Source organism: Thioalkalivibrio sp. ALE28, from assembly GCF_000377425.1.
Taxonomy (GTDB): domain Bacteria; phylum Pseudomonadota; class Gammaproteobacteria; order Ectothiorhodospirales; family Ectothiorhodospiraceae; genus Thioalkalivibrio.
This window is the reverse complement of record NZ_KB898093.1, coordinates 142,249-165,964: the sequence shown is the minus strand read 5'-3', so window position 1 is coordinate 165,964 and position 23,716 is coordinate 142,249. Positions and strand designations below refer to the sequence as shown.

The 23,716-nt window shown below is 66.1% G+C and carries 21 protein-coding genes and 1 tRNA gene; 9 read left to right on the top strand and 13 right to left on the bottom strand.

The genetic code is table 11. The features are described 5' to 3' along the window. Window positions 1-10: 10 nt before the first annotated feature. Window positions 11-1,210 (bottom strand): class I SAM-dependent methyltransferase, encoded by a 1,200-nt coding sequence (locus D105_RS0100775; RefSeq protein WP_018877203.1) that lies wholly within the window; start codon window positions 1,208-1,210, stop codon window positions 11-13. An 82-nt stretch (window positions 1,211-1,292) separates the two neighbouring features. Between D105_RS0100775 and D105_RS0100770 the strand changes: the two genes are divergently transcribed. The 3 genes from D105_RS0100770 (at window position 1,293) to D105_RS0100760 (ending at window position 3,904) form a co-directional block, all read left to right on the top strand. Beyond that, window positions 1,293-2,015: a pteridine reductase gene (locus D105_RS0100770; protein ID WP_018877202.1), complete on the top strand. Its 723-nt coding sequence runs from the start codon at window positions 1,293-1,295 to the stop codon at window positions 2,013-2,015. A gap of 64 nt (window positions 2,016-2,079) precedes the next feature. Next, the gene (locus D105_RS0100765; protein WP_018867744.1) at window positions 2,080-2,340 is read left to right on the top strand and encodes an accessory factor UbiK family protein; all 261 of its coding nucleotides are present in this window, start codon (window positions 2,080-2,082) and stop codon (window positions 2,338-2,340) included. A 58-nt stretch (window positions 2,341-2,398) separates the two neighbouring features. Continuing rightward, the gene (locus D105_RS0100760; protein ID WP_018877201.1) at window positions 2,399-3,904 is read left to right on the top strand and encodes a YifB family Mg chelatase-like AAA ATPase; all 1,506 of its coding nucleotides are present in this window, start codon (window positions 2,399-2,401) and stop codon (window positions 3,902-3,904) included. A gap of 82 nt (window positions 3,905-3,986) precedes the next feature. Here D105_RS0100760 and D105_RS0100755 read toward each other — a convergent pair whose 3' ends face one another. Further along, on the bottom strand, window positions 3,987-4,871 hold the full coding sequence (locus D105_RS0100755; protein ID WP_018877200.1) for a c-type cytochrome: 885 nt from the start codon (window positions 4,869-4,871) through the stop codon (window positions 3,987-3,989). A gap of 185 nt (window positions 4,872-5,056) precedes the next feature. Between D105_RS0100755 and D105_RS0100750 the strand changes: the two genes are divergently transcribed. Further along, window positions 5,057-5,133: transfer RNA gene (locus D105_RS0100750), tRNA-Arg, on the top strand. Between the two features lie 494 nt (window positions 5,134-5,627). After that, window positions 5,628-5,762: a hypothetical protein gene (locus tag D105_RS15330; RefSeq protein WP_018867741.1), complete on the top strand. Its 135-nt coding sequence runs from the start codon at window positions 5,628-5,630 to the stop codon at window positions 5,760-5,762. 133 nt (window positions 5,763-5,895) lie between these two features. On the opposite strand, the gene D105_RS0100740 is transcribed toward D105_RS15330, so the two are convergent. The 3 genes from D105_RS0100740 to D105_RS0100730 form a co-directional block, all read right to left on the bottom strand. Beyond that, on the bottom strand, window positions 5,896-6,945 hold the full coding sequence (locus D105_RS0100740) for a DmsC/YnfH family molybdoenzyme membrane anchor subunit (RefSeq protein ID WP_018877199.1): 1,050 nt from the start codon (window positions 6,943-6,945) through the stop codon (window positions 5,896-5,898). A gap of 25 nt (window positions 6,946-6,970) precedes the next feature. Beyond that, window positions 6,971-7,666 carry a 4Fe-4S dicluster domain-containing protein gene (locus D105_RS0100735; protein WP_026279312.1) on the bottom strand — a complete coding sequence of 232 codons (696 nt, stop codon included), beginning with the start codon at window positions 7,664-7,666 and terminating at the stop codon, window positions 6,971-6,973. Window positions 7,667-7,734: 68 nt separating this feature from the next. Continuing rightward, complete coding sequence (locus tag D105_RS0100730; protein ID WP_018877198.1) at window positions 7,735-10,641, bottom strand: molybdopterin oxidoreductase family protein; 2,907 nt, start codon at window positions 10,639-10,641, stop codon at window positions 7,735-7,737. Between the two features lie 227 nt (window positions 10,642-10,868). On the opposite strand from D105_RS0100730, the gene moaA reads away from it, so the two are divergent. Further along, window positions 10,869-11,873, top strand: a complete 1,005-nt coding sequence (gene moaA, locus D105_RS0100725; RefSeq protein ID WP_018877197.1) for a GTP 3',8-cyclase MoaA — start codon at window positions 10,869-10,871, stop codon at window positions 11,871-11,873. A 121-nt stretch (window positions 11,874-11,994) separates the two neighbouring features. Here moaA and D105_RS0100720 read toward each other — a convergent pair whose 3' ends face one another. Then, complete coding sequence (locus D105_RS0100720) at window positions 11,995-12,483, bottom strand: universal stress protein (RefSeq protein WP_018880902.1); 489 nt, start codon at window positions 12,481-12,483, stop codon at window positions 11,995-11,997. Between the two features lie 264 nt (window positions 12,484-12,747). Here D105_RS0100720 and D105_RS0100715 point away from each other — a divergent pair, with 264 nt between their 5' ends. Together D105_RS0100715 and D105_RS0100710 are read left to right on the top strand one after the other, a co-directional pair. Beyond that, a complete protein-coding gene (locus D105_RS0100715; protein ID WP_026280264.1) occupies window positions 12,748-14,253 on the top strand; it encodes a SulP family inorganic anion transporter in 1,506 nt (501 codons plus the stop codon). 248 nt (window positions 14,254-14,501) lie between these two features. After that, the gene (locus D105_RS0100710) at window positions 14,502-15,230 is read left to right on the top strand and encodes a rhomboid family intramembrane serine protease (protein ID WP_018877195.1); all 729 of its coding nucleotides are present in this window, start codon (window positions 14,502-14,504) and stop codon (window positions 15,228-15,230) included. 270 nt (window positions 15,231-15,500) lie between these two features. On the opposite strand, the gene D105_RS0100705 is transcribed toward D105_RS0100710, so the two are convergent. Beyond that, the gene (locus D105_RS0100705; RefSeq protein ID WP_231366832.1) at window positions 15,501-17,612 is read right to left on the bottom strand and encodes a TonB-dependent receptor; all 2,112 of its coding nucleotides are present in this window, start codon (window positions 17,610-17,612) and stop codon (window positions 15,501-15,503) included. 225 nt (window positions 17,613-17,837) lie between these two features. Here D105_RS0100705 and D105_RS0100700 point away from each other — a divergent pair, with 225 nt between their 5' ends. Further along, window positions 17,838-18,857, top strand: a complete 1,020-nt coding sequence (locus tag D105_RS0100700) for a porin (protein WP_018877193.1) — start codon at window positions 17,838-17,840, stop codon at window positions 18,855-18,857. 289 nt (window positions 18,858-19,146) lie between these two features. Here D105_RS0100700 and D105_RS15170 read toward each other — a convergent pair whose 3' ends face one another. From D105_RS15170 to D105_RS0100670, 6 genes are all read right to left on the bottom strand, one after another. Then, window positions 19,147-19,311: a hypothetical protein gene (locus D105_RS15170; protein WP_017942944.1), complete on the bottom strand. Its 165-nt coding sequence runs from the start codon at window positions 19,309-19,311 to the stop codon at window positions 19,147-19,149. 90 nt (window positions 19,312-19,401) lie between these two features. Further along, entirely contained in the window at window positions 19,402-19,914 is a 513-nt protein-coding gene (locus D105_RS0100690) for a peptidylprolyl isomerase (protein WP_018877191.1), read from the bottom strand. A 16-nt stretch (window positions 19,915-19,930) separates the two neighbouring features. Next, entirely contained in the window at window positions 19,931-20,281 is a 351-nt protein-coding gene (locus D105_RS0100685; protein ID WP_018867728.1) for a hypothetical protein, read from the bottom strand. 157 nt (window positions 20,282-20,438) lie between these two features. After that, complete coding sequence (gene aprA / locus D105_RS0100680; protein WP_018877190.1) at window positions 20,439-22,340, bottom strand: adenylyl-sulfate reductase subunit alpha; 1,902 nt, start codon at window positions 22,338-22,340, stop codon at window positions 20,439-20,441. Then, on the bottom strand, window positions 22,340-22,819 hold the full coding sequence (aprB, locus tag D105_RS0100675) for an adenylyl-sulfate reductase subunit beta (RefSeq protein WP_038028264.1): 480 nt from the start codon (window positions 22,817-22,819) through the stop codon (window positions 22,340-22,342). The genes aprA and aprB overlap by 1 nt, the downstream gene beginning before the upstream one ends. Window positions 22,820-22,856: 37 nt before the next feature. Beyond that, entirely contained in the window at window positions 22,857-23,633 is a 777-nt protein-coding gene (locus D105_RS0100670) for a hypothetical protein (protein WP_018867725.1), read from the bottom strand. Window positions 23,634-23,716: the final 83 nt, after the last annotated feature.

Below are 23,716 nucleotides of genomic sequence, written 5' to 3'. Positions count from 1 at the left end.
GGACCGGGGTTCACAGGCGCCCCCGGCGATCGGGGATACCCCCCAGCGGCAGATGCGCGCAGCCGCGACCGAGAGCCATGACCTGGAAGCGCTCGCCCATCTCGCCCGGCAGGGTCAGCATGCGCACGGCCTGCGCCGCCTGCATGGTCAGGCGGGCATCCTCGCCGCTACCGACGCGGGCCTCGAAACGCTGCGGCAGCCCCGCCCCCAGGAGGAACTCGCCCTGCCCGGCGTAGGCCAGCACATCGAGGCCCGCGGCATCCGCCGCCTCGGCCACAGCGGTGAAGTCGACACTGGCGGTCAGGTCCATCAGCCCCGGATAGGCCAGAGGATCCTGGATCATCTGCTGGCGGTAGTAGCCGACCAGGGTCCCCTGGTGCCGTTCCGGGGCGTAGTAGGCCGCCTGCGGAAAGCCGTAATCCACGATCACGGCCACCCCCTGCTCCAGCCCCTCGGCGAGCGCGCGCACCCACGCCGCCTGCGCCGGCCGCCACTCGGACAGGTAGCCCTCGGGCCAGGGGCCATAGTCGGCCGCCAGCCGCGTCACGGGTTCGGCCAGGGCCGACGGGGCCTCGCGTTCGGCCAGGGTCAGCGCCCCGTCCGCCTCGGTAGTGACGCCGACCTGCCACACGCGCCCCTCACGCCAGCGGAACAGCTCCACCGGCAGGGCATCCAGCACCTCGTTGGCCAGCACCACCCCACGCAAGGGGGCCTCGGGGAGGGCGTCGAGCCAGGCCACACGCGCGTATTCCGCCGGCTCCAGCTGGGCCTGCAGGTGGGCCTGCTGCCGAGCGCGCAGGTCCGGGCTTACCTCGATGATCCAGTACCTCTCCCAGGCGACCCCGAGCTCGCGCAGGGTAGTGATCACATCCCCCGCCAGGCGGCCACTGCCGGCACCGAATTCCAGCAGCGTGCCGGCGCCGTCGAGGTCATCGCGCAGCACCGGGGCCAGCCAGGTCGCCAGGGTCTCGCCGAACAGCGGCGAGAGCTCCGGCGCGGTGACGAAGTCCCCGCCCTCGCCCAGCTTGTGTGCCCCGTTCACGTAATAGCCCAGACCCGGCGCATACAGGGCCGCCTGCATGTAATCGACGAACGGAAGGAACCCCTGGCCCGCCGCAATACTCTGTTGCAGGTGAGTGCGCAGACGCGCGGCGATCTCCCGGGCGACCGGATCGTCGGCGGTGTTTGTGCTAGGTTTCGGCGGCAACATGGCGACGCATGGTACCAACCCGGGGATGGACGTGGCGCAGGCACCCACCGACAATTTGAGCAGGACACCCGACCCGGCGGGCGTGGTGCTGATCACCGGGGCCGCACGGCGCGTCGGCGCCACCATTGCCCGGCACCTGCACGCGGCCGGGTTGCGGGTGCTGATCCATTACCGCGGCTCGCGTGACGAGGCCGACGCGCTCGCCGCCGATCTGAACGCGGTGCGCCCCGACAGCGCCCGCACCCTGCAGGCCGACCTGCTCGACCCCCAGGCCATCGAAGTCCTCGCCCGCGACGCCGAGGCGGCTTGGGGGCGGCTGGACTTTCTCGTCAACAACGCCTCGACGTTCTATCCAACCCCCGTGGGCGAGATCCGCGAATCCGCCTGGGACGACCTGATCGGTTCCAACCTGAAGGCGCCGACCTTCCTCACCCAGGCGTGCAACCCGGCGCTGCAGCGGGCGCAGGGCGCGGTCGTCAACATCGTGGATATCCACGCGCTGCGCCCGCTGAAGGGCTACCCGGTGTATTCGGCGGCCAAGGCCGGGCTCTGGGCCCTGACCCAGGCCTTTGCCCGCGAACTGGGGCCCGGCGTGCGGGTCAATGGGGTTGCGCCCGGCGCGATCCTGGCGCCGGAGGATGCGCAGAATACCGGCACCCACGAGGCCATGATCGAGCGCACTGCCCTCAAGCGCGAGGGCAGCCCGGAGGATATCGCCCGTACCGTGCGGTTCCTGCTGCTGGATGCGCCCTACATTACCGGCCAGGTTATCCCGGTGGATGGCGGCCGCTCCGCGTCGCAGTAGCCGTACCCGGGGTCAGCCGCGCTACACTGGCCAGAACCAAGAACACGCGTCAGGAGACCACCCGATGATCGATTCCAAACGCTTCGACGACCTGGCTCGCCGGATCACCGAAAGCCTCCCGGAGTCCGTGCGCCACATGCAGGAAGACGTGCAGCGCCAGGTCCGCTCATCGCTGCAAAGCGGCTTCGAGCGCATGGACCTGGTCACCCGCGAGGACTTCGACATTCAGGTCGCCCTGCTGGAGCGCACCCGCGAACGCCTCGCCGAACTGGAGGCTCGCGTAGCCGCGCTGGAGGGGCGGCCGGACGACACCCCGGGGCAGTAGCCACCACTGAAACCACCCGCCGGGGACGGACCCCCGGCGGCCGAACGGAGGGGCACGGATGCCCGTCACCATTGCCTACGCCCGCGCCATCGACGGCATCCATGCCCCGCTGGTGACCATCGAGACCCACCTGGCCAATGGCCTCCCGGCCTTCCAGATCGTCGGCCTGCCGGAGGCCGCGGTGCGCGAGAGCCGTGATCGCGTGCGCGCGGCGATCCAGACCAGCGGCTTCGAATTTCCGCGGCGGCGCATCACCGTCAACCTGGCCCCGGCGGACCTCCCCAAGGACGGCGGCCGCTTCGACCTCGGGATCGCGCTGGGCATCCTCGCCGCCAGCCAGCAGATCCCGGCCGAAGCGCTGGCGGCGCACGAATTCCTCGGCGAACTGGGGCTGGACGGCCAGTTGCGGCCGGTGGGCGGCACACTGGCGGCCGGACTCGCCGCCGCGGATGCCGACCGCGCCCTGGTGGTCAACCCGGAGGACGGCGCCGAGGCGGCACTGGCGAGCCGTGCGCGAGTCCTCACCGGGTCACACCTGACCGCGGTATGCGCGGCGCTGGCCGGGCGCGACGCCCTGGCACCCGCCCGGCCGCCCGAGCCGGAACCGCCGAGCCACCCGGACCTCGCGGACGTACGCGGCCAGCACCAGGCACGGCGCGCCCTGGAGATCGCCGCGGCCGGCGGGCACCACCTGCTGATGGTCGGCCCGCCCGGGAGCGGCAAATCGATGCTCGCCGCCCGCATTCCCGGCATCCTGCCGCCCATGGAGGAGGCGGAGGCACTGGAGACCGCGGCCATCCACAGCCTGCGCGGCAGCACCCACCTGCGGGGTGACTGGCGGGCCCGCCCGTTCCGCTCCCCCCATCACACCGCATCGGGCGTGGCCCTGGTGGGCGGCGGGAGCACCCCGCGCCCCGGGGAGATCTCGCTGGCGCACCAGGGCGTGCTGTTTCTGGACGAACTGACGGAGTTCGACCGCTCGGTGCTGGACGTGCTGCGCGAGCCGCTGGAAACCGGCGTAATCCACATCTCGCGCGCCGCGCGCCAGGCCGAGTTCCCGGCCCGCTTCCAGCTGGTGGGGGCGATGAACCCCTGCCCGCAGGGTTTCGACTGCGACCTGGCCGAACGCTGCGAATGTACCCCGGAGCAGCGGGCCCGGCACCGCAAGCGCCTGTCCGCCCCCCTGCTGGACCGGATCGACCTCGCCATCGAGGTGCCCCGGATCCCGCCGGCCGACCTGGCTGGCGCGACCGAGCCCACCGAGACGTCCGCTGCGGTCGCGACGCGCGTGACCCGGGCGCGCGACCGGCAGCAGGCGCGCCAGGAGGGGCTCAACAGCACTCTGGATGGCGCGGGACTCGACCAACACGCCGCCCTTGCGTCCACCGACCGCGAGCTACTGGACAAGGCGGCCGAGCGCTTCCGTCTCTCGGCACGGGCCTATCACCGCATCCTGCGCGTGGCGCGCAGCATCGCCGACCTGGACGGCGCGGAAGCGATTGCCACCCGGCATCTGACCGAGGCCCTGAGCTACCGCGCCCTGGATCACTGGCGCACCCAATAGGCGGGGAAGCGTCGTCTCACAAACAAAAGGCCCCGCCCGGTCTCCCGGGCGAGGCCTTTTTACGCAACGTACTGCGCGACGATCAGTCTTCGAAGGTCGCCACGTAGACGGCCAGATCGGCGATGTCCTGATCCGACAGGTTCGCGGCGTTCGGCGCCATCAGGGCCGTCTGGTCACCAACGGTCTCGCCGGCGCGGTAGCGCACCAGCTTGTCGGCGATGTAGTCGGCATCCCGGCCGGCCAGCTTCGGGAACACCGGGGTGCCCTGACCCTGCGCGCCATGGCAGGCCACGCAGGTGTTGTAACGCGACTGACCGCGCTCGGCATCACCCTCGTCGACCGCAATGGCGGCCACGGCTTCGGCCTCTTCCTCGGCGGCCGCTTCGCCCGCGTCGGTGGTGGCCACCGGCTCCTCGCCTTCAGCGGCGGCGTCCGCGGCGGTGTCGCCGTTGCCGTTGCCATCGCCGTTACCGCTACCTTCGTAGTCGTGATCGACGCCCGCCTGGTCGAGCATGTAGGCCACGGCCTCGTGCATCTGCTCGTCGGTCAGGCTGGAGTCGCCACCGCGCGCCGGCATGGCGCCGATGCCGTTGATCGAGTTTTCGAACAGGGTCTCCAGACCCTTGTCGTTCAGGCGGTTGTTCCACTCGTCCGTGTCGTCCTTGAGCGGGGCACCGGAGGCGCCCGAGTCATGGCAGGCGGCGCAGACGTTGGCGTAGATGTCGCCCGGGCTGAGGTCCGCGGCTTCCTCGGCGGAATCCACCTCGCCAGAGACCACCCGGCCGATCGGCGCGATGCGCTCGGCAATACGCTCCTCACTCACGGCCTCCGCCTGGGAGCCCATCATGCCCCCAATCCAGCTCGCAAGGTGCGACACCAGAAACAGCACCGTGGCCAGCAGGGCCAGGGATGCGATAAAAAGCAACACCTTGTTCCCGGTGTCCATCTTGATCGGTTGATTTCCCACTTCTCTCCCTCCGAGATCCTGGCCATGCGTGGCCTTGTGGTGTGCCCTGTCAAAAAGCGCTCGCGCGGTACGCGCAAATCGGGCGCAGAGTATAGGGCATCATGCCAGGCGCGACCACAAACCCAGCGGCGCGGTCAAATATGGCTGGACGCACCCGCGGCCCCGCCCGTATCATTGCAGCCCTTGCGCCCGTAGCTCAGCTGGATAGAGCGCTGCCCTCCGGAGGCAGAGGTCAGAGGTTCGAATCCTCTCGGGCGCGCCATTACGCAAAAAGGGACCCTCGTGGTCCCTTTTTGCGTAATGGGGTGTCTGAGAGCCCGATTCGAACCTCCGTTCGAGCCGAGGCCCGCAACGCGGGCCGACGCGCGGTACCGCCGCAGGCGGTGCCGGCCCGAAGGGCCAAGCGACCGCAGGTCGCGCAGCGAGTCCAGCCCCTCGGCGGCAGCCTTGGGGCGTTCGCCGGCGCGAAGCCATGCTTCGCGAAACCCCGGCTCACCCTCTCGGGCGCGACGCCTGAACACCCCCGAACCCAACCCTGCCAACCTACCGTTCGAGCCGAGACCCGCGCAGCAGCCCTGGCATTCTCGCCTGCTTGCGGGATACGCACCGAAGCCCCACCGGCCTCCGCTCGCCCCACACCCGCCACAGCGACGTCCCGTGCATCCCGAATCGTCGCCCGGCATGATCTGGATCAAATCGGAGGCCGATTCCGGGGGCTAGCGTCGAAGGTGCATGGACCCAACCGGAGGAAAGATCATGCTGATGGAAATCATGTTTCAGTCGCCCATCGGAATCCTGACGATCGTGACGCTGGTGGGCATCGTGGCCTTCTTCGCGTACGTGGGGTACTTCATCATTCACGGGATGCACGAGAACGACAAGGGCCGGTAGGGCAGGACGGACCCCGCTCGGGGCGGGGCTGCCCCCTCGAAACAGAAAAGGCCAGGGCTGCAGATGACCGCTGCCCTGGCCTTTGATGCGGGTTACCCGGAGCGCCCGGGTAACCCGTGTGGTTGCGTCCGACTCAGGAGCCGGAGCCCCCGGGCGTATCGCCCAGTTCGGCGCGCGGCGCGTCGCCACGGCGAGTATCCGCGGCCACTTCCGGGCCGACACGGCTCGGCTCGGCCAGGGAGTCGGTGCAGGTCTGGGCACCGTGGTACAGGCGCACGACGTGCTTGGCCTCGGCGAAGAACAGCCAGCGCTCCATGCCGATCCCGACCAGGCTCGAGACCGCCGCCAGCCAGGCGATACCGGCCGGCGCACCGGAGAGGATCGAACCGAAGACCAGCACCGGGGCGATGAAGCCGAGCAGGAAGACGCCCATCTTGATGTTGTCGATGGTGTCCTTGCGCGGGTCGTAACCGAACTCGTCAGTCAGGAACGTACCGGCGGTGTGGCCGGTATCCAGCAGACGCACCGTCGCCCGGTTGAAGGTGGTCGCGGTGTTGATGGTCGGACCGTTCACGCGCGAGATCCAGAAGTAGTAGATCCCCTTGAGCAACGCGGCGGCCAGCAGCGCGACGATGGCCACGCCCGCATGCAGCGTGGTGGCATTGCCGAACACCGCGGCGATGGCGGCGAACAGCGTGGTGCCGGTCGCGATGCCCAGCATGATGTAATTCGCCGGGGTCAGCGCCGTGTTCCACTGGCGGATGGTCTTCAGGCAGCCGTAGATCATGCCGGTGGAGAACAGGGTGATCACGGCCAGCACGGCCGCGATCGCGCCGGCCATGGCGGGCAGCGGCCCGATGGCCGAACCCTGCAGCAGCACACCCAGGCCGTAGATACCGGCGAAGGGATAGAACAGCACCGCGAACACGGCCTCGCGCGACAGCCAGGAGGTCTTGAAGCGCATGAAGGAACGCCAGGCGTTCTTCTTGTTCGCCAGGTGGCCGGTGGAGAGCATCAGCCCCAGGGTGATCATGCCCAGCGACACCAGGCCGTGCGCCAGCAGCTCGCCGTGGCTCATGGCCGGGCCGATACCCGCGAGATGGAAGGCCGCCAGCAGGATGAACAGGCCGTAGCCCGCACCCGAGATGACGGTAAACAGGATGACGGAAAATGCCGGATGCATATGAATTCTCCCGTTCGGGCCGCGCCTAGCGCGCGACCATCTTGTTGACCCAGTCCTTCACCGAGGTGACGAGCTTGTTGGCGCGCACATCGTCGGTGGGGATCGGGCGGGTGATACGCGGGGGCAGATAGGTGTTGACCGGCTTGTAGCCCAGCTCCGGCATCTGCTTCACGCCGCCGCGCTCGCGCACCAGGCGGCTGACCTCGGAGTCCTGATCGTCGAAGTCACCGAAGAACCGGGCGTGCGCCGGGCAGGTGATCACGCAGGCGGGCTGGCGCTCTTCCGGCGGCAGCTGCTCGTCGTAGATGCGGTCCACGCACAGCGTGCACTTCTTCATCACGCCGTCTTCGCGGTCCAGCTCGCGGGCGCCGTAGGGGCAGGCCCAGGCGCAGTAGTTGCAGCCCATGCACTTGTCCTGGTCGACCAGCACGATGCCGTCTTCCGGGCGCTTGTAGGAGGCGCCGGTCGGGCAGACGTTCACGCAGTCAGCATGCTGGCAGTGCATGCAGGACATCGGGATGTTCACGGTCTTGTTGTTGGGATAATCGCCGACTTCGTAGTGGCGAATACGGTTGAACCACACGCCGCTGGGGTCCTCGCCATAGGGGCGATAGTCGGTCAGCGCGCCGGTGGTACCGCTGGTGTTCCACTGCTTGCAGGCCACCGCGCAGGCGTGACAGCCCACGCAGGTATCCATGTCGATTACGAGTCCAAGTCGCATTTCAGGTACTCCTCAAATTCTCTCGGGCCGCCGGCTTCGGCCGGCGGCATGGCCCGGATCCGTGATGCCTACTGTTCGTCGTCCAGCGAGCCGCGCGTCAGCACGTCGCGGATGGAACGGTTCAGGTGCACCGGCTTGTGCGCCGCGTAGCGGAGCTGGTCCGGGGCCTCGGACATGCCGGGCGCCGGCTTGATCGTGTCGAAGTCGGGCCAGGTGCTGGCCTCTTCCGGGTCGGCCGGGGTGATCTTGACCTTCAGGTCGTACCACGCGGCCTGGCCGGTGACCGGGTCGGAGTTGGTGATGTTGTCCACCGGGTCGCCCTTCTTCGGCAGCAGCTCGCTGATCAGGTGGTTCATCAGGAAGCCCTTGTTGGACTCGTTCGCGTCCGGCTTCAGGCCCCAGGCGCCCTTCTGCTTGCCGATGGCGTTCCAGGTCCAGACGGTGCTCGGCTCGCAGCCCTCGATCAGCTTGACCTGCACGCGGATCTTGCCGTTGTGCGACTCGAGCCACACCCAGGACATGTCGGCGATGCCCATGGACTCCGCCTTGCCGCGGTTCATGTACAGGTAGTTCTGGGCGCAGATCTGGCGCAGCCAGGCGTTCTGCGAATCCCAGGAGTGGTACATGAACATCGGACGCTGGTTGACCGCGTAGAAGGGATACTCCTCCTCGTCGATCCGGGTCTGTTCCAGCGGCTTGTGCCAGATCGGCAGCGGATCGAAGAACTGGGTCAGGCGATCCTTGTGCTCCTGCTTGGTCGGCTGCGGGCCGTCATACAGGCCCTGACCGGCCAGCTTGAAGCGCTGCTGGGTCTCGGAGTAGAGCTCGATGGTGATCGGGTCGGTCTTGCCCACCCAGCCGGCGTGCTTGGCCAGCTCCAGGTACTCCTTGTTGGCGTAGCGGTAGAACTGCTGGTTCGGCGCCAGGTGATGCACGAAGAACCCCTGGTTCTCGATGTACGCCTCCCACTGCTTCGGGTTCGGCTCGCCACGCAGGTGGGTCTTGCCGTCCTTGCCGCGGTAGCCGGACAGGAAACCGATGCCGGGCTCCTTCTCGAAGTTGACGATGAAGTCCTTGTAGTCCTCGAACTTGCGGCTGCCATCGTCGTTGGTGAACGCCGGGAACTTCAGGCGGCCGGCCAGCTCGACCATGACCTCCTGCCAGGGACGCACGTCGCGGTCGACCTCGAGGATCGGGTGGCGGATGGAGTCCGCCGCCGCGGCCGGCTCGGAGATCGGGCGGTCCAGCATGGAGATGGTGTCGTATCGCTCCAGATAGGTCGTATCCGGGAGCACCAGATCGGCAAAGTTGACCGTCTCCGAGTGGAACGCATCCGCGACCACCAGGAACGGGATCTTGTACTCGCCGCTGTCGTCCTTCGCCCGCAGCATGTCCATCACCTCGGCGGTATTCATCGAGGAGTTCCAGGACATGTTCGCCATGAAGAAGATCAGCGTGTCGATCGGATAGGGATCGCCGTTGACCGCATTGGTCACCACCATGTGCATCAGGCCATGGTTGGAGATCGGGGCATCCCAGGAGAACGCCTTGTCGATGCGCAGCGGGTTGCCTTCGTCATCGATGACCAGGTCCTCCGGCGCGGTCGGGAAACCGAGCGGCGGGCTCTTCAGCGGGGTGTTCGGCGCGCATTCCTTGGCCGGCTTGATGCCCGGCGGGACGTGCTTGGGATACGGCGGCTTGGCCAGGTGACCGCCGGGGCAGTCCACCGAGCCCAGCATGATCTGCAGCAGATGGATCGCGCGGCAGGTCTGGAAGCCGTTGGAGTGCGCGGAGATGCCGCGCATCGCGTGCATGGACACCGGGCGACCGAACACCTTGTCGTGCTTGCGGCCCCAGGAGTCGGTCCACTCGATATCGAGTTCGATCGTCTCCTTGAACGCAACGTGCGCCATCTCCAGCGCCAGGCGCTCGGTCTGGTCGGCCGGGACGCCGGTGACCTCGGCGGTGTTCTCCGGGGAATACTCGTCGCTCAGGTAGCGCTCGGCCAGCAGCGTCATCACGGTCTTGACCGGGCGGCCGTCGGGCGCGGTGTACTCGCCGAACAACGCCGGCTTGATGTCGACCTGGGTGCCGTCGACGAACGCCTCCTGTTCCAGCTCCCAGACCAGCGGGTTGCCGGCCTCGTCACGCAGGATCAGGCCATCGCCCTTCTGCCCCGGGGTCTGCACCACCAACTGGGTGGCGTTGGTGTAGCGCACCAGGAAGTCCCAGTCGAACTGGTCGTTCTTCAGCAGCACGTGCAGCATCGACAGCGCGAACAGGCCGTCGGTACCGGGCTTGATGCCCACCCACTCGTCGGCGATCGCCTGGTAGCCGGTGCGCACCGGGTTGATCGCGACAAACTTGCCGCCGCGGCGCTTGAGCTTCTCCAGACCGATCTTGATCGGGTTGGAGGCATGGTCTTCCGCCACGCCCCAGAGCATGTGGTACTTGGTGCGGTCCCAGTCGGGGTCGCCGAATTCCCAGAAGGCGAAGCCGGTGGTATACAGACCGCCGGTGGCCATGTTCACCGAGCAGAAGCCGCCGTGGGCCGCCCAGTTGTACGTGCCGAACTGGGTCGCCCACAGACCGGTCAGGGCCTGCATCTGGTCGCGGCCGGTGAAGAACGCCAGCTTGCGCGGGTCGGTCTCGCGGATCTTCTGCAGCCGCGTGGACAGCATGTCCAGGGCCTCGTCCCAGGAGATCGGCTCGAACTCGCCGGCGCCGCGCTCGGTGCCGGGCTTGCGGCGCATCGGCTGGTGCAGGCGCGCCGGGGACTGCTGCTTCATGATCCCCGCGTTACCCTTGGCACACAGCACCCCCTTGTTGATCGGGTGATGCCGATTGCCCTGGATATAGCGGACCTTGTTGTTCTGGACGGTAACCTTGATGCCGCAGCGGCAGGCACACATGTAGCAGGTGGTGTACTTGATCTCCTGCTCGCTGTGGTTCTCGAACTCGGGCAACGCGCTCATTCAGACGACCCCATAGATTACGGTTTGCTTATTCATGGGCCATATTGGCCATAAGCCGGGCTTTTGGCCAACGAAAAGTTCTTATCTTGGAATAAGACAAAATTATCTGTGAGAGATTTTGTTTATTGCCGCAACGATTCTGAGGCATTGTTGTTGCGTTCTCGGAGAAGTGGTCTACGATGTGTGTGATGAAACATATCGCCCCCATCGGCAGGACGGAGCACCCCATGGAACAGCCCCTCAAGGACGAGAACGCACTGGTGGATGCCTTCGGCCGCCGCATCGAATATGTCCGCCTCTCGGTCACCGACCGCTGCGACCTGCGCTGCTTCTACTGCATGCCCAAGGGCTTTCGCGACTTCGAGGAGCCGGATCACTGGCTCAGCTTCGAGGAGATCGAGCGCGTCATGGGAGCCTTCGGACGTCTGGGCACCCGCCGCGTGCGCCTGACCGGCGGCGAGCCGCTGGTACGCAAGAACCTCCCGGACCTGGCCGCACGCCTGAACGCCCTGCCTGGCATCGACGACATCTCGCTGTCCACCAATGCCACGCGCATGGCGCGCCATGCCCAGGAACTGAAGGATGCTGGCGTGGCGCGCATCAACGTCAGTCTCGACTCGCTCAAGCCGGAAGTCTTCAAGGAGATCACCGGCGGCAAGCTGGACAAGGTGCTGGACGGGCTGATGGCCTCCAAGGCCGCCGGGCTCGACCCGATCAAGATCAACATGGTGGTAATGGGCGGGATCAACGAGCCGGAAGTCGAGGACATGGTCGACTTCTGCATCGAGCACGGCTTCACCCTGCGCTTCATCGAGACCATGCCGATGGGCGACACCGGCCGCGAGGCGAAAGAGGGTCACTACGTGAACCTGCAGGACGTGCGCGCCCGTCTGGAGCAGCGCTACAACCTGGTACCCGGCGTGATGCCGGGCGGCGGCCCGGCGCGCTACATGCAGATCCCCGATACGCCGGTGCGAATCGGCTTCATTACGCCGATCTCGCAGCACTTCTGCGATACCTGCAACCGCGTGCGCCTGTCGGTGGACGGCACCATCTACACCTGCCTGGGCAACGACCACAGCCTGAACCTGCGCCCCTACCTGCGCGAGGGCTGCACCGATTCCGAACTGGAGGATCTGGTGGTCCAGGCCATCAACCTGAAACCGGAACGCCACGAATTCTCCGAGCGCCCGGAAAAGGTCATGCGCTTCATGTCCATGACCGGCGGCTAGCGTCACGGCGGGGCTGGCCTCCTACATGCCTGGGGCCTCGACACCGCGCGAGCATTCCACAGGAACGAGGAAGGCCCGCTGGAAAGCGGGCCTTCTACGTGTCGGCGAACGGCGATCGGGCTCAGTCGACGGCGCCTTCCGGCGGCAGCTTTTCCTTCATGGAGTCGGACAGCGGCACGTCGTGCACGACCAGTACCGGCAGGCGGGCGTTGCGCACCAGCCACTCGGTCGCGGAACCGGAGAGCATGTTGGCGATCTGACTGCGCCCGCGGGTCCCCATCACGATCATATCCGCGCCCCACTCCTCGGCATGACGGGAGATCTCCTCCGGCGCACTGCCCACGGCGATGGCGACCTCGTCATCTGCCTCCGCCCACTCCTGCAACTGCGACCGGATTTTTTCTTCCGCCGAATGGCGCATTTCCTTTGCATTCAGGGGCGACGACCCCGCACCACTGAACGCACCAGCGGAACTGGGCCCTGCCACGTCCGACGGCTTCATCACATAGAGCAGCCGCTTCTTCGCCCCAGGGCAGTGCTGGCGTGCAACAGCCAGGGCCGCGGCAGAGGCGGGCGAGAAGTCGACGGCGATGATGACGCGCTGCAGCATGAAGATCCCCAATTGAACGCATGGAAGAGCCCCGACAAAGGCTTGAGCGGGGCGGCAAACTTCAGGACGGGCTTATGAAGTGCTAGACTTTGTCGCCTTTCCTGGCGGTTTCAGTCTGTACCGGCATTGAACCGCTTGCAACCGCGCCATCCACTGGTGGCAACCGGGCCCGGCTACTTCGCACAAGTCTCTGGTACCTGTTCGTTCACCCGTTGATCCCGACGCATGTCGGCTTCGGCGCGCATCGGTATTGGGGAACGTAACGTGCAGCAGACCCTACAAGACTTCCTGTCCCGCCAGCGCAAGATCTGGTTGTTCAATGTGCGCGGCGACCTGATTGCCGGGATCGTGGTCGCGCTGGCCCTGATCCCGGAGGCGATCGCGTTTTCCATTATCGCCGGGGTGGACCCGAGCGTGGGCTTGTACGCGTCCTTCACCATGGCGGTGGTGATCGCCTTCGCCGGAGGGCGCCCCGGCATGATCTCGGCCGCGACCGGGGCCATGGCCCTGCTGATGGTGACACTCATCGCCGAGCACGGACTGCAGTACCTGCTGGCCGCGACCATCCTGACCGGCATCATCCAGATCCTGTTCGCCTGGGCCAAGCTCGCGCGCTACATGATGTTCATCCCGCGCACGGTGCTGGTCGGCTTCGTGAATGCGCTGGCGATCCTGATCTTCCTGTCCCAGGTGCCCTACCTGGTGGATGGCGACACCACCATGTGGGCGCTGGTCACGGCCGGCCTGATCATCCTCTATGGCCTGCCGATGATCCCTGGCTATCCGAAGCTGCTGCCGCCGCCGCTCGTCGCGATCGTGGTGCTCAGCGTCGTGGTCTATTTCATGGGGCTGCCGACGCTGGAGGTCGGCGACATGGGCGACCTGCCGGACGGCCTGCCGGTGTTCCTGTTCCCCGACATCCCGCTGAACTGGGAGACGCTGCAGATCATCTTCCCGACCGCCTTCGCGCTGGCGATCGTCGGCCTGCTGGAGTCGCTGCTGACCGCCTCCATCCTCGACGATCTGACCGACACGCCCTCCGGCAAGAACCGCGAGGCCCAGGGCCAGGGCATCGCCAATGTCGTCACCGGCTTTTTCGGTGGCATGGCGGGCTGCGCGATGATTGGGCAGTCGGTGATCAACATCAAGTCCGGGGGGCTGGGGCGGTTGTCCACGCTGTCGGCGGGCATCTTCCTGCTGCTGTTCATCGTGTTCCTGGGGGATCTGGTCTCGATCATCCCAATGGCCGCGCTGGTCGCGGTGATGATCATGGTCTCCATCGCCACCTTCGACTGGGGCTCGCTGACCACCCTGCACAAGCTGCCGCGCACCGACGCCACCGTGCTGATCGTGACCGTTGGCACCACCGTGATCACCCACGACCTGTCGCTGGGCGTGTTCGCCGGCGTGCTGCTCTCGGCGATCTTCTTCGCGCGCAAGATGGTCAAGGCGGTCGAGGTCACCAGTGCGCTCTCCGAGGACGGCCGGACCCGGATCTATACCGTGCGCGGCCAGTTGTTCTTCGTCGCCGTGGACAAGTTCATCGACAGCTTCGACTACCGCGAAGGCATCCATCACATCGAGATCGACCTGACCCGCGCCTCGCTGTGGGACAGCTCGGCGGTGGCCGCCATCGACAAGGTCGTCGGCAAGTTCCGCCGCAACGGCATGGAGGTCGAGGTGAAGGCCCCGCGAGGTGAAAGTGGTGAACTGCACGACAAGCTCGCGCAGCACGACAAGGGCGCCGACCTGGGGCCGGGCGGGCACTAGCACCGCCACCGTCATTGCGAGGAGTGCAGCGACGAAGCACAAAGGCGCGAAGCGCGTTGAACGGCCGCAGGCCGGCCCGAAGGGCGAGCGCAGCGAGTAATCTCCCTCCGAAACCCTCGGACCCCGACACTGCGCAAGCTTCAGGAGGTTGCCGCGGCCCCTGCGGGGCCTCGCAATGACGGTGCCCGTGGCGGCGCCGGGGGATTGGAGAGATTGGACCTCTTGTCCAGGCGTGGCAGGCTAGGCGGATGATGAATCTTCGCCGGCCGGCACCCCCGGCCGACCCCCGGGCCGAGCAGGAGCGGATTCGGCGTGCGCTGCTCTGGCCCATGCTGGGGGCCGCCATCCTGATCGTGATCCACGCCCTGCACGACCTGCTGGGCGGGGACTGGTCGCGGCTGGGCATCCTGCCGCGCGACGCGGTCGGGGCGCTGGGCATCATCACCTCGCCGCTGATCCACGGCTCCTGGGGCCACCTGCTCGCCAACGTGCCCACCCTCTGGGTGCTCGGCATGCTCACCCTCTATGGGTTCCCTCGCGCCACGCGCGTGGCGGTCCCGTTGATCTGGCTGATGGGTGGCCTCGGCGTCTGGCTCTTCGCCCGCGAAGGCCTGCACATCGGGGCCTCGGGCCTGACGCACGGCCTGATGTTCTTTGCCGTAGTTATTGGCATTCGTCGGCGCGACGCGCTGTCCATCGCGCTCGCCATCATCATCCTGTTCCTCTACGGCAGCATGATCTGGGGCATATTCCCCAGCGCGCCCCGGGTCTCATTCGAGGCGCACCTGTTCGGCGCCGTGGTCGGTGCGATCTGCGGCTGGTTCTTGTACCGGCGCGACCCGCTACCGCCCGCGCGACGGCCCTCCTGGGAGGAGGACGACGGGACGGATCCGGAGACCCTGCGCAAAATCGAGCAGGGGCGACTGGACGAGATCGAGCCGAAAGAACCGCTGGAGGGGCCCGGGCGTCGCGACTAGCCGAACACCCGTCCTTAATGCAGCTCCCGTCGGTCGGGGCATCCCGCGACGTTGCGGCGACGGCCCCTCTTCATGGCACCGTCATTGCGAGGAGGCGAAGCCGACGTGGCAATCTCCGAACGCTGGCAACGCGGTGCTTCCGGAGGGAGATTACTCGCTGCGTTCGCCCTTCGGGCCGGCCTGCGGCCGTTCAACGCGCTTCGCGCCTTTGTGCTTCGTCGGCTGCGCCTCCTCGCAATGACGGTGCAGGGTCCGGCTTGGTGGCGCGCGCTAGCGCCCGAAGGTCATGCGCATGCCGGCCATCAGGGTCAGGCCGGGGGCCGGTTCGTAGTAGCGGCGGTTGCCGTCGTTGATGCGGATGTTGTCGACGTGGTCCGCATCCAGCAGGTTGTTCGCGGCCACGAAGGCCTCGACATGGGCGTTGCCATCCTGCCAGTGGCGGCCCGCGCGCAGGTTCAGCGTGGTCTGTCCGCCCACTCGTTCGTCGTTGGCGTCGTTCACGTAGCGCCCGCCTGTGTACAGCGCATCGATGGTGAAAAAGTAAGGCCCCTGGCGCCAGTCGGCCTCCACGAACAGCTGCTCGCGCGGCAGCCCGGGCAGGCGGTTGCCATCGCGCCGCTCACCCTGCTGGTCCACGAAATCCCGATAGCGGAAGTCGTTCAGGCTGAGCGCGCTGGACAGCGTCCACTGCTCGGTCGCGGCCCAGTCGACCGCCAGCTCGAAGCCGTTGCGCGCGGTTCGGCCGGCGTTGGTGTAGAACGTGCGACCGTCCACGTTGGGCTCCTCGAACGGGGCGATCTCGTCGCGCACGCGGGTCGCGTAGACCGAGGCATCCCAGGCCAGGCGAGCGGTCTCGCGGCGGATCCCGACCTCGATGCTGCGTGCCCGCTGGGGGTCGAGGGCGTCGTTGAAGCCACCCCCGCCCTCGGGGTTCGCGAACTCGGTGAAGGTCGGGGTCTCGAAGTTGGTGGCCACGTTCACGTAGGCCCGGTAGTCCGGCTGGAAGTGCCAGATCAGCCCCGCCATCGCGCTGGTCTCGCGGAAGGTCCTCGCATCCGAGCGATCCGGTTCGCCGACCCGGTCAGAGAAGTGGTCGTCGATGGACATGCGGATGCGGTCGTGGCGCGCGCCGAGCACCATGTTCCAGTCCGACCCCAGCGCGGTGTCGGTTTGTATAAACACTCCTCGCGAGCGGGCGCGCTCTAGCTGGTCCAGGGCCAGATCTCCAACGACTTCGTCTTCGTCACAGTCCAGCCCCGGTGCGAAAGTCCCCGACGTACAGCGCCGGGTGCGGTCGTCACGCTGCTCTTCCAGGTCGATCCCGGTCAGCACCCGGGTCGGCCCGATGTCCTGTTCGTACTGGGCGTTGAGGCCGTAGAAGTCGCGATCAAAGGCCACCCGCGAGTCACCGGGGAATGGCAGTTGCTGCGCGTAGTCGCGCTGGGTCCAGAACCCCCCGAGGCGCAGCTCGCCGGGTCCGAGGGACTGTTCCCACTGCAACCCCGTCGTGAGCTGCTCGGCCGCCTGGGTACTGTCAAGGGCCGTGGCCAGCGGGGCGGCCGCGCGCCGGTTCTGACGCATCTCCTCGCGGGTGAGCCCGCCGGGGTCGTCGGTGCGCGGGGCATCGAGGTAGCGCAGGTGGAAGTTCAGCGTGCCGGCCTCCAGCTCCGAGGCGGTGTGCAGGCGCAGGTAGCGCTTCTCGGCGGTGGACTGGTCGCGGTAGCCGTCGATCGCGAAGTCGTGGGCGGTCAGGGAATAGCGATGGTTGCCGTGGTCCTGTTCGGCGATGGCCTCGGCGCGGCGATAACCGTAGCTGCCCAGCAGCACCCCGCCACCAAAGCCACGCGGGTCGCGGCCGTCGCGGGTGCGCGCCGAGATCACGCCTCCGGAGGCATTGCCGTACAGCGCGGCGCTGGGTCCGCGCAGGACCTCGATGTCGCGCAGGTTCAGCAGGTCGATCGCGTCCACCTGTGACTGGCCGTCGGGGGTGGTCTCCGGGATGCCGTCCTGCAGGATGCGCAGCCCGCGCACGCCAAAGGGAGCGCGCGATCCGAAACCGCGGATCGAGATCCGGACATCCTGGGCAAAGTTGTAGCGGTTCTGGGCGAACAGGCCCGGCACGCGATTGAGCGCCTCGTCCAGCTGCAGGCCCTGCCGCCCCTCGGTCGCCTGGCGCTCGTCCACGCGCGATACCGCGGCCGGCAGGTCCGCCAGCGGCGTGGCCAGGCGCGGAGCAGTGACAGTCACTTCGACTGGATCCAGGACCGTGGGCCCGTCGTCGGCCTGTGCGGTGACCGCCACCAACAGGCTGGCGAACAGGGGCCAGCGCACTCGCCCAGAGAACGTCGGATCCGGCCGTCGCGCCACCACGGTCCCTCCCATTCGGTACTGCATCGTGACGGGCCTCGAACCCGCTCACCCTTTAGAGGACTCGCCGCTCGCTAGCAGGTTCCCGGCCCAGGTGTTTCATTTGCGCAACAGTGTCGCGTTTTAACGCGATCTTCACCGCCCCGTAACGGACACGTCACTCGCCCTCCCCATGCTTGCGCCCTGTCGGGACGCCCTCGCGGCCCGCCAACCTGCACACTTTATGAAGGGGAGAATCCCATGAATCGCAAGCACCTGCTGACCAGCCTCATCGCCGCCGGACTCGTCGTACCGGCCCTGGCTACCGCCGACTGGACGCTGTACGGCCGCGCCCACCTGTCCGCCGATGTCCTCGACGACGGCGCCGACTACAACGAATTCAATGTGTCGAGCAATTCCAGCCGCCTGGGCTTCAAGGGCGAGCGCGAGTTCCGTGAACAACTGGTCGGGATGTTCCAGATCGAACAACAGATCAATTTCGACACCAACGGGACGAATTTCGCGACTCGCGATACCTTCGTCGGCATCAAGGGCTCCGAGTGGGGCATGCTGCGCATCGGCAAGTTCGACACCCCCTTTAAACGCGCCCGCGGTCCGGCCAACTTCTTCGGCGACCAGGTCGGTGACATGCGCAACCTGACCCGTTCCGCCGCGCAGACCGGCCGCTTCGACGAACGCTTCAATAACAGCATCCACTACCAGACCCCGAGCTTCGGCGGCCTGACCTGGAACATCCAGTACTCGAACGAGACGGACGGCGCCACCACCGCCGACGGGGCCCCGAACAAGGCCTACTCCACATCTCTGAAACTGAGCATGGGCGACCTGACCGGCGCCCTAGCCTACGAAAAGCAGGAAGATGGCGATGTGAACCCGGATGCCTGGCGCCTGGCCGTCGGCTATCGCATCACGCCCGCCTTCCGCATGGGCGCGTTCTACCAGAATTCCGAGACCGTCGGTGGCGACGACGCCGATGTCTACGGCCTGGGCGGCCAGTTCCGCCTGACCCCGAGCATGTACCTGAACGGTCACGTCTTCCAGCTGGATTCCGATCTGACTGATGCTGACGCAACGATGTACGCCCTGGGCCTGGAATACCGCCTCGACAGCGACCTGCGCTTCTACGGCAACATCGCAATGGTCGACAACGACGACAACTCGGCCCTGGCGCCGTGGAATGCCGCCAAGAGCGTCAGCCAGCCGGGTGTGGGTGGCGAGAACGCTACCGCCCTCTCGATCGGGATGCGTTACGACTTCTGACCGAGCAATACCGGGGCCGGCGGCCAGGACCGCCGTCCCCGTTTTCCGAGCCCCGCCGGACTACGCCCCGGCGGGGCTTTTTTGTGAGCTCAACGAGGCGCTGGCGGCGCAATTCCGTTGCGACACCGGGACCTTCAAGAATCGGGGAAATACAGGTAGAGATCGGTTTCGGTGCAACAGGCGCACACCGCAGTCCCGTTGGCGGGCTATCCGGGATGGGTTCATCGCCGCCGTTAAAGGATCGACACGGTCGCGCGCCTGCGGGGCAGATGCGCGACCGGCGATCGGCTCAGGGGCGTTTGGGGGTCTGGTATTCGGCTTCCTTCTGGAAGGGTTCCCAGATGGTCTCGTAGCCGACGAAGCCCTTTTCGTTGGGCTTCATCTGCCGGGTTACCAGAAAGCGCGACTTGCCGTCCGGCACTTCCGGGTGCTTCTTGTCAGATTGCTGACTCATGGTGCATTCACCTCGCTTCGATGAAAAAAGAGGGGCGGAGAACTGGCGTCGCCCTGCCCCGACATACTCACGCGCCGAACGCCTGCTCCATCACTCGATAGGGACCGCGCGCCCGCTGTCGATCTCCGGGCCCGACTCCACCTTGCCACCGTGTGCGATTTCCTCGTCGGTGGCATCGCGTACCAGCAGGATGTTCAGCTTGAAGATCACCTGACGGCCGCACAGTGGATTGTTGCCGTCGATGGTGATGGTCTTGTCGTCGAGCCGTGTCACCAGAAAGCTCTTGGTCTGGCCGCGATCGTTCTCCATCAGGATGGCGGTCCCCACCTCGCGGTACTCCTCCGGCACGTTTTCGATCGCGTCCGTGATCACGAGCGACTCGTCGCGCGGGCCATAGAGGGCGTTGCAGTCGATCGGCACTTCGATGGTTTCGCCTTGGGCGCGGCCTTCCAGCTCGCCCATGACCTGGGGCGACAGGACCTCGTTGACGCCGTGGACATAGCCCAGCGGGAACTCGACCTCGGTCAGCACCTGGCCGGTTTTCTGGTCGATCACCTGGTAGTTCAGCTCGACGTACTTGTTGTCCTGGATTACTTCGGTCATGAACAGTCCCGCATTGTCAGAAAATGGACGCACCAAAGATGCGTACCTCGCCTTCCTCGTAGCCGAGGACCATCCGGCCCAGCCACTCGCCCTCCTTCTTTGTGCTGCGCACGCGATACAGGACGGTGACATGCTCGCCACGGCGAATAATGCCCAGGAAATCCCAGTCCTCGCTGAGATTGCGGGTCAACTCGCTCTGGGCGAACTGCTTGCCCACCTCGACCTCGTTGAGGCCAAACAGCAGGTGGTAGGAGAACCGGCGGACGAACTTGCCGTACTGCCCCTTGTTGGAGTGCTTGATTAGGTCGCTCCAGATGGGGTGGGCAATCTCGAGGATCTCCTGGTCGGAGTGGTCGATGATGTTCATCGAGGTCTCCGGCAACGTCTGTGCTTCAGCTGCACTGGTCATATTGAAAACCCTCAGGTGTGGCGGTTGAAAGGGATGACCGACGCGCGAACGCGTGGGTCATCGCGGCTGCCGAGCATGGTGGCGGGGCCGGCTGCGGCCCCGCCACCGCAGCACCCTAGGCTTCCTCCTTCTCGGCCTCCTTGGCCGGCGCCTCGTCCTTGTCGACCAGGTGGTAGCAGGGCGCCTTCTCCATGGTGTACTCGCCCGTCTTCGGGTCACGACGCGAAACCGTCAGGTGGTGCCAGTTCTTGTCATCGAGCTTCATGTAGTCGCCGCGGTAGTAGTAGCCCGGCCAGCGGGTTTCCTTGCGGAACAGGGTGTGGTGGAAGACGCTCTCGGCGGTGCGCACGCGGTGCTTCAGCTCCCAGGCACGCAGCAGCTCGTGGATGTCCTCCGCCGCCAGCTTGTCCAGATCCTCTTCCAGGATCTTCATCTTCTTCAGGCCGATATTGAGCAGCTTCTCGTTGGTCATGTAGCTGACCGTTACGCCGCCACAGTATTCATCCATCAGCTTCTGCAGGCGGTCAAGACCCTGGCGCGGGTTGATGAAGTTCGGATTGACCGAACCGGCCACGACCTCGTTGCTGTAGATCTTGTAGTGCTCCAGCGGCTTGTAGATCTCCTCTTTCAGCTTGTTGATCTGCGAGTCGGAGACCCGGATACCGTCGGCCTTGCCATCGTCGATGTACTTGCAAGCGGCCTTGGCGGCCAAGCGGCCCTCGGTGAAGGAACCGGAGGAGAACGCGTGCGGCGTCCCGCCCACGGCATCGCCGGCACCGAACAGGCCCTCGACGCTGGTCATGCGGTTGTAGCCCCAGAAGTACTCGGGCGGGGAGACATCCTCCGGACCGGAGCACCAGGCGCCACAACCCGTGGCGTGCGAGCCCATCACGTAGGGCTCCGAGGTGGTGAGCTCGGGGTTCTCGTTCTTGGGGTCCACGTCGGTGGCGGCCCACAGCACGGCCTGGCCGACGGTCATGCCCAGGAAGTTCTCCCAGCCCACCTCTTCAAGGTGCGGATCCTGGAAGGCCTCCATGGTGACCATGTGGATCGGGCCACGACCGGCATTCACCTCGTTCAGGAATGCGTGGTTGCGCAGGCAGGTCGGGATCGGGCGATGGGTCCGGTGGGAGGCCTCCGGATCGAGGTACTCCTTGCCGACCATCTCCTGCAGCTGCGGCCACCACTTGGATTCGTACTCTTCGCCATTGCAGTTCTGCGTACGGGTCTTCAGATGCAGGAAGTACGCACCCACCGGACCGTAGCCATCCTTGAAGCGGGCCAGCACGATGCGGTTCTCCATCTGGGTCATCTTGGCACCGGCGTTGATCAGCAGGCCATAGGCCGAGCCGGACGACCACGGGGCATACCAGACGCGACCCGCACCCTCACCGACCGAACGCGGCTTGAAGATCATCGAGGCGCCTCCGGCGGCCACGATCACCGACTTCGACTTGAAAACGTGGTAGTTGCCGGTGCGAACGTTAAAGCCCACGGCGCCGGCGACCCGGTTCTCCTTGGACTCGTCCATCAGCAGATGGGTCACGCAGATGCGGTTGTAGATCGTGTCCGCGGACTTCTTGGCGGCCTCGGCCACGATCGGCTTGTAGGACTCGCCGTGGATCATGATCTGCCAGCGACCTTCTCGCTGATAGGCGCCCGTCTTCGGGTCGCGCATCAGCGGCAGGCCCCACTCCTCGAACTGGTGCACGGTGGAGTCCACGTGGCGCGCCATGTCGAACAGCAGGTCCTCGCGCACCATGCCCATCAGGTCGATGCGGGCGTAGCGCACATGGTCCTCGGGGTTGTTCTCGCCCCAGCGGGTGCCCATGTAGCAGTTGATCGCGTACAGGCCCTGGGCCACCGCACCAGAGCGGTCGATGTTGGCCTTTTCGGCAATCACGACCTTCTTGTCCTGCCCCCAGAAGCGGGCTTCCCAGGCGGCACCCGTGCCGCCGAGCCCGGCGCCACAGACCAGGATGTCGATGTTGTCTTCGACGATTGTCTTGTAGGCCATCAGTAGTACACCCCTTCTTTCAGTTTGAGACCGGCGGCCTCAAGCGTGTGCAGATCCCCCTCATCCATCCGGATGTACTTGGGCTCGTTGAACAACAGCTGGCTGTCACGCATGGATTTGTCCGGTGCGGGGACGTCCGCCAGCTGCGGGATGTGCTTGCCCCAGGGCTTGGTGGTAATCGGCGACAGGAAGTCCTTCTCCCGACCGTCGCGGAACTTGATCTTCCAGGCGATGGTGCCGCGCTCTTCGTCGCGATCGACGCGCACGCTGTGCCCCAGTGGGGCGAAGTCCGCGTAGCCGCGCACGTCAATCGCATGGTGCGGGCAGGCCTTCACGCAGGAAAAGCATTCCCAGCACATGTTGGGCTCGATGTTGTAGGCGCGACGGGTGGTTTCGTCGATATGCATGATGTCTGACGGGCAGATGTCCACGCAGTACCCACAGCCATCGCAACGGGTCATGTATACGAAAGTTGGCATGGTTGTCCTCGATCGATGCTGGTGTTCGGGTTAATGGCTAGTAGTGGTGCGGCGCTTCACGCTGGATGCCCTTCCCCATCTCCATCGGCGCATCGCGCAGCAGTTCCATCGAATGGCGCTGCTGTTGCTCGGGATCGTCGCGCGTGAGGGTCGGGAGGTTCTCGGCGGAGCCGTCGGCACGGGTAATGCGCTTCTGGTAGGCCGCGGCAGGCTTGAAGAACATGTGCGCGAACTTGGACCAGTAGACGGTCGCGAACAGGGTCGTGGTCGCCGCGAGGAAGAGCGCGAAGAACAGCCACCCGAGGGCGCCGGTGCCCTGGGTCAGCGACCACAGGATGGCGAAGGTCGACATCGCCAGCAGCGACACGATGAACAGATCGGCCCGGACCAGCTGGTACCAGCGACGGCCCTCGGAGTAGACGTCGACGCGAATGAAGAACCAGAACCAGTAGCCGCCGAAGGCCAGCGACAGGGCGCCCAGATGCCACAGGACCGGCCACACGCCCGCGGCGGGCTCGCTGGCGTAGCCAAAGATCAGGACCGCGGAGGAGACCACGAACAGGATAAAGCCCCACATGGTGAACAGATGGGACGCGCGTCGTTTCGGGTTCTTGAATTCACCGGAGGTGATGACCTCTTTCCCCAGGGTCTGCATGGCCTGGGAGAATTTCTCGCCGCCGCTCACGCTGCGGGTCGCGTTCTTCTCGGCTTTCTTGGCGTTCTCGAAGAAGTACTGGGCACTCCTCTTGTGCATCATGTCGAGGATCGTGCCGGCGGCCACCAGAATGACCATGAGCACGACATACGCCTGCATTGCGGCTGGTGGAATAAACGCAGCCAGTTCGGCAAAGGGATTGCTAGTGATCACGGCGTCAGGCCTCCTCAGAGTGTCCAATG

Coding starts and splice junctions, on each gene's coding strand:
- D105_RS0100775 (WP_018877203.1), bottom strand. CDS start 1,210: ATGTTGCCGCCGAAACCTAGCACAAACACCGCCGACGATCCGGTCGCC.
- D105_RS0100765 (WP_018867744.1), top strand. CDS start 2,080: ATGATCGATTCCAAACGCTTCGACGACCTGGCTCGCCGGATCACCGAA.
- D105_RS0100760 (WP_018877201.1), top strand. CDS start 2,399: ATGCCCGTCACCATTGCCTACGCCCGCGCCATCGACGGCATCCATGCC.
- D105_RS15330 (WP_018867741.1), top strand. CDS start 5,628: ATGCTGATGGAAATCATGTTTCAGTCGCCCATCGGAATCCTGACGATC.
- D105_RS0100740 (WP_018877199.1), bottom strand. CDS start 6,945: ATGCATCCGGCATTTTCCGTCATCCTGTTTACCGTCATCTCGGGTGCG.
- D105_RS0100735 (WP_026279312.1), bottom strand. CDS start 7,666: ATGCGACTTGGACTCGTAATCGACATGGATACCTGCGTGGGCTGTCAC.
- D105_RS0100730 (WP_018877198.1), bottom strand. CDS start 10,641: ATGAGCGCGTTGCCCGAGTTCGAGAACCACAGCGAGCAGGAGATCAAG.
- moaA (WP_018877197.1), top strand. CDS start 10,869: ATGGAACAGCCCCTCAAGGACGAGAACGCACTGGTGGATGCCTTCGGC.
- D105_RS0100720 (WP_018880902.1), bottom strand. CDS start 12,483: ATGCTGCAGCGCGTCATCATCGCCGTCGACTTCTCGCCCGCCTCTGCC.
- D105_RS0100710 (WP_018877195.1), top strand. CDS start 14,502: ATGATGAATCTTCGCCGGCCGGCACCCCCGGCCGACCCCCGGGCCGAG.
- D105_RS0100705 (WP_231366832.1), bottom strand. CDS start 17,612: ATGGGAGGGACCGTGGTGGCGCGACGGCCGGATCCGACGTTCTCTGGG.
- D105_RS0100700 (WP_018877193.1), top strand. CDS start 17,838: ATGAATCGCAAGCACCTGCTGACCAGCCTCATCGCCGCCGGACTCGTC.
- D105_RS15170 (WP_017942944.1), bottom strand. CDS start 19,311: ATGAGTCAGCAATCTGACAAGAAGCACCCGGAAGTGCCGGACGGCAAG.
- D105_RS0100690 (WP_018877191.1), bottom strand. CDS start 19,914: ATGACCGAAGTAATCCAGGACAACAAGTACGTCGAGCTGAACTACCAG.
- D105_RS0100685 (WP_018867728.1), bottom strand. CDS start 20,281: ATGAACATCATCGACCACTCCGACCAGGAGATCCTCGAGATTGCCCAC.
- aprA (WP_018877190.1), bottom strand. CDS start 22,340: ATGGCCTACAAGACAATCGTCGAAGACAACATCGACATCCTGGTCTGT.
- aprB (WP_038028264.1), bottom strand. CDS start 22,819: ATGCCAACTTTCGTATACATGACCCGTTGCGATGGCTGTGGGTACTGC.
- D105_RS0100670 (WP_018867725.1), bottom strand. CDS start 23,633: ATGCAGGCGTATGTCGTGCTCATGGTCATTCTGGTGGCCGCCGGCACG.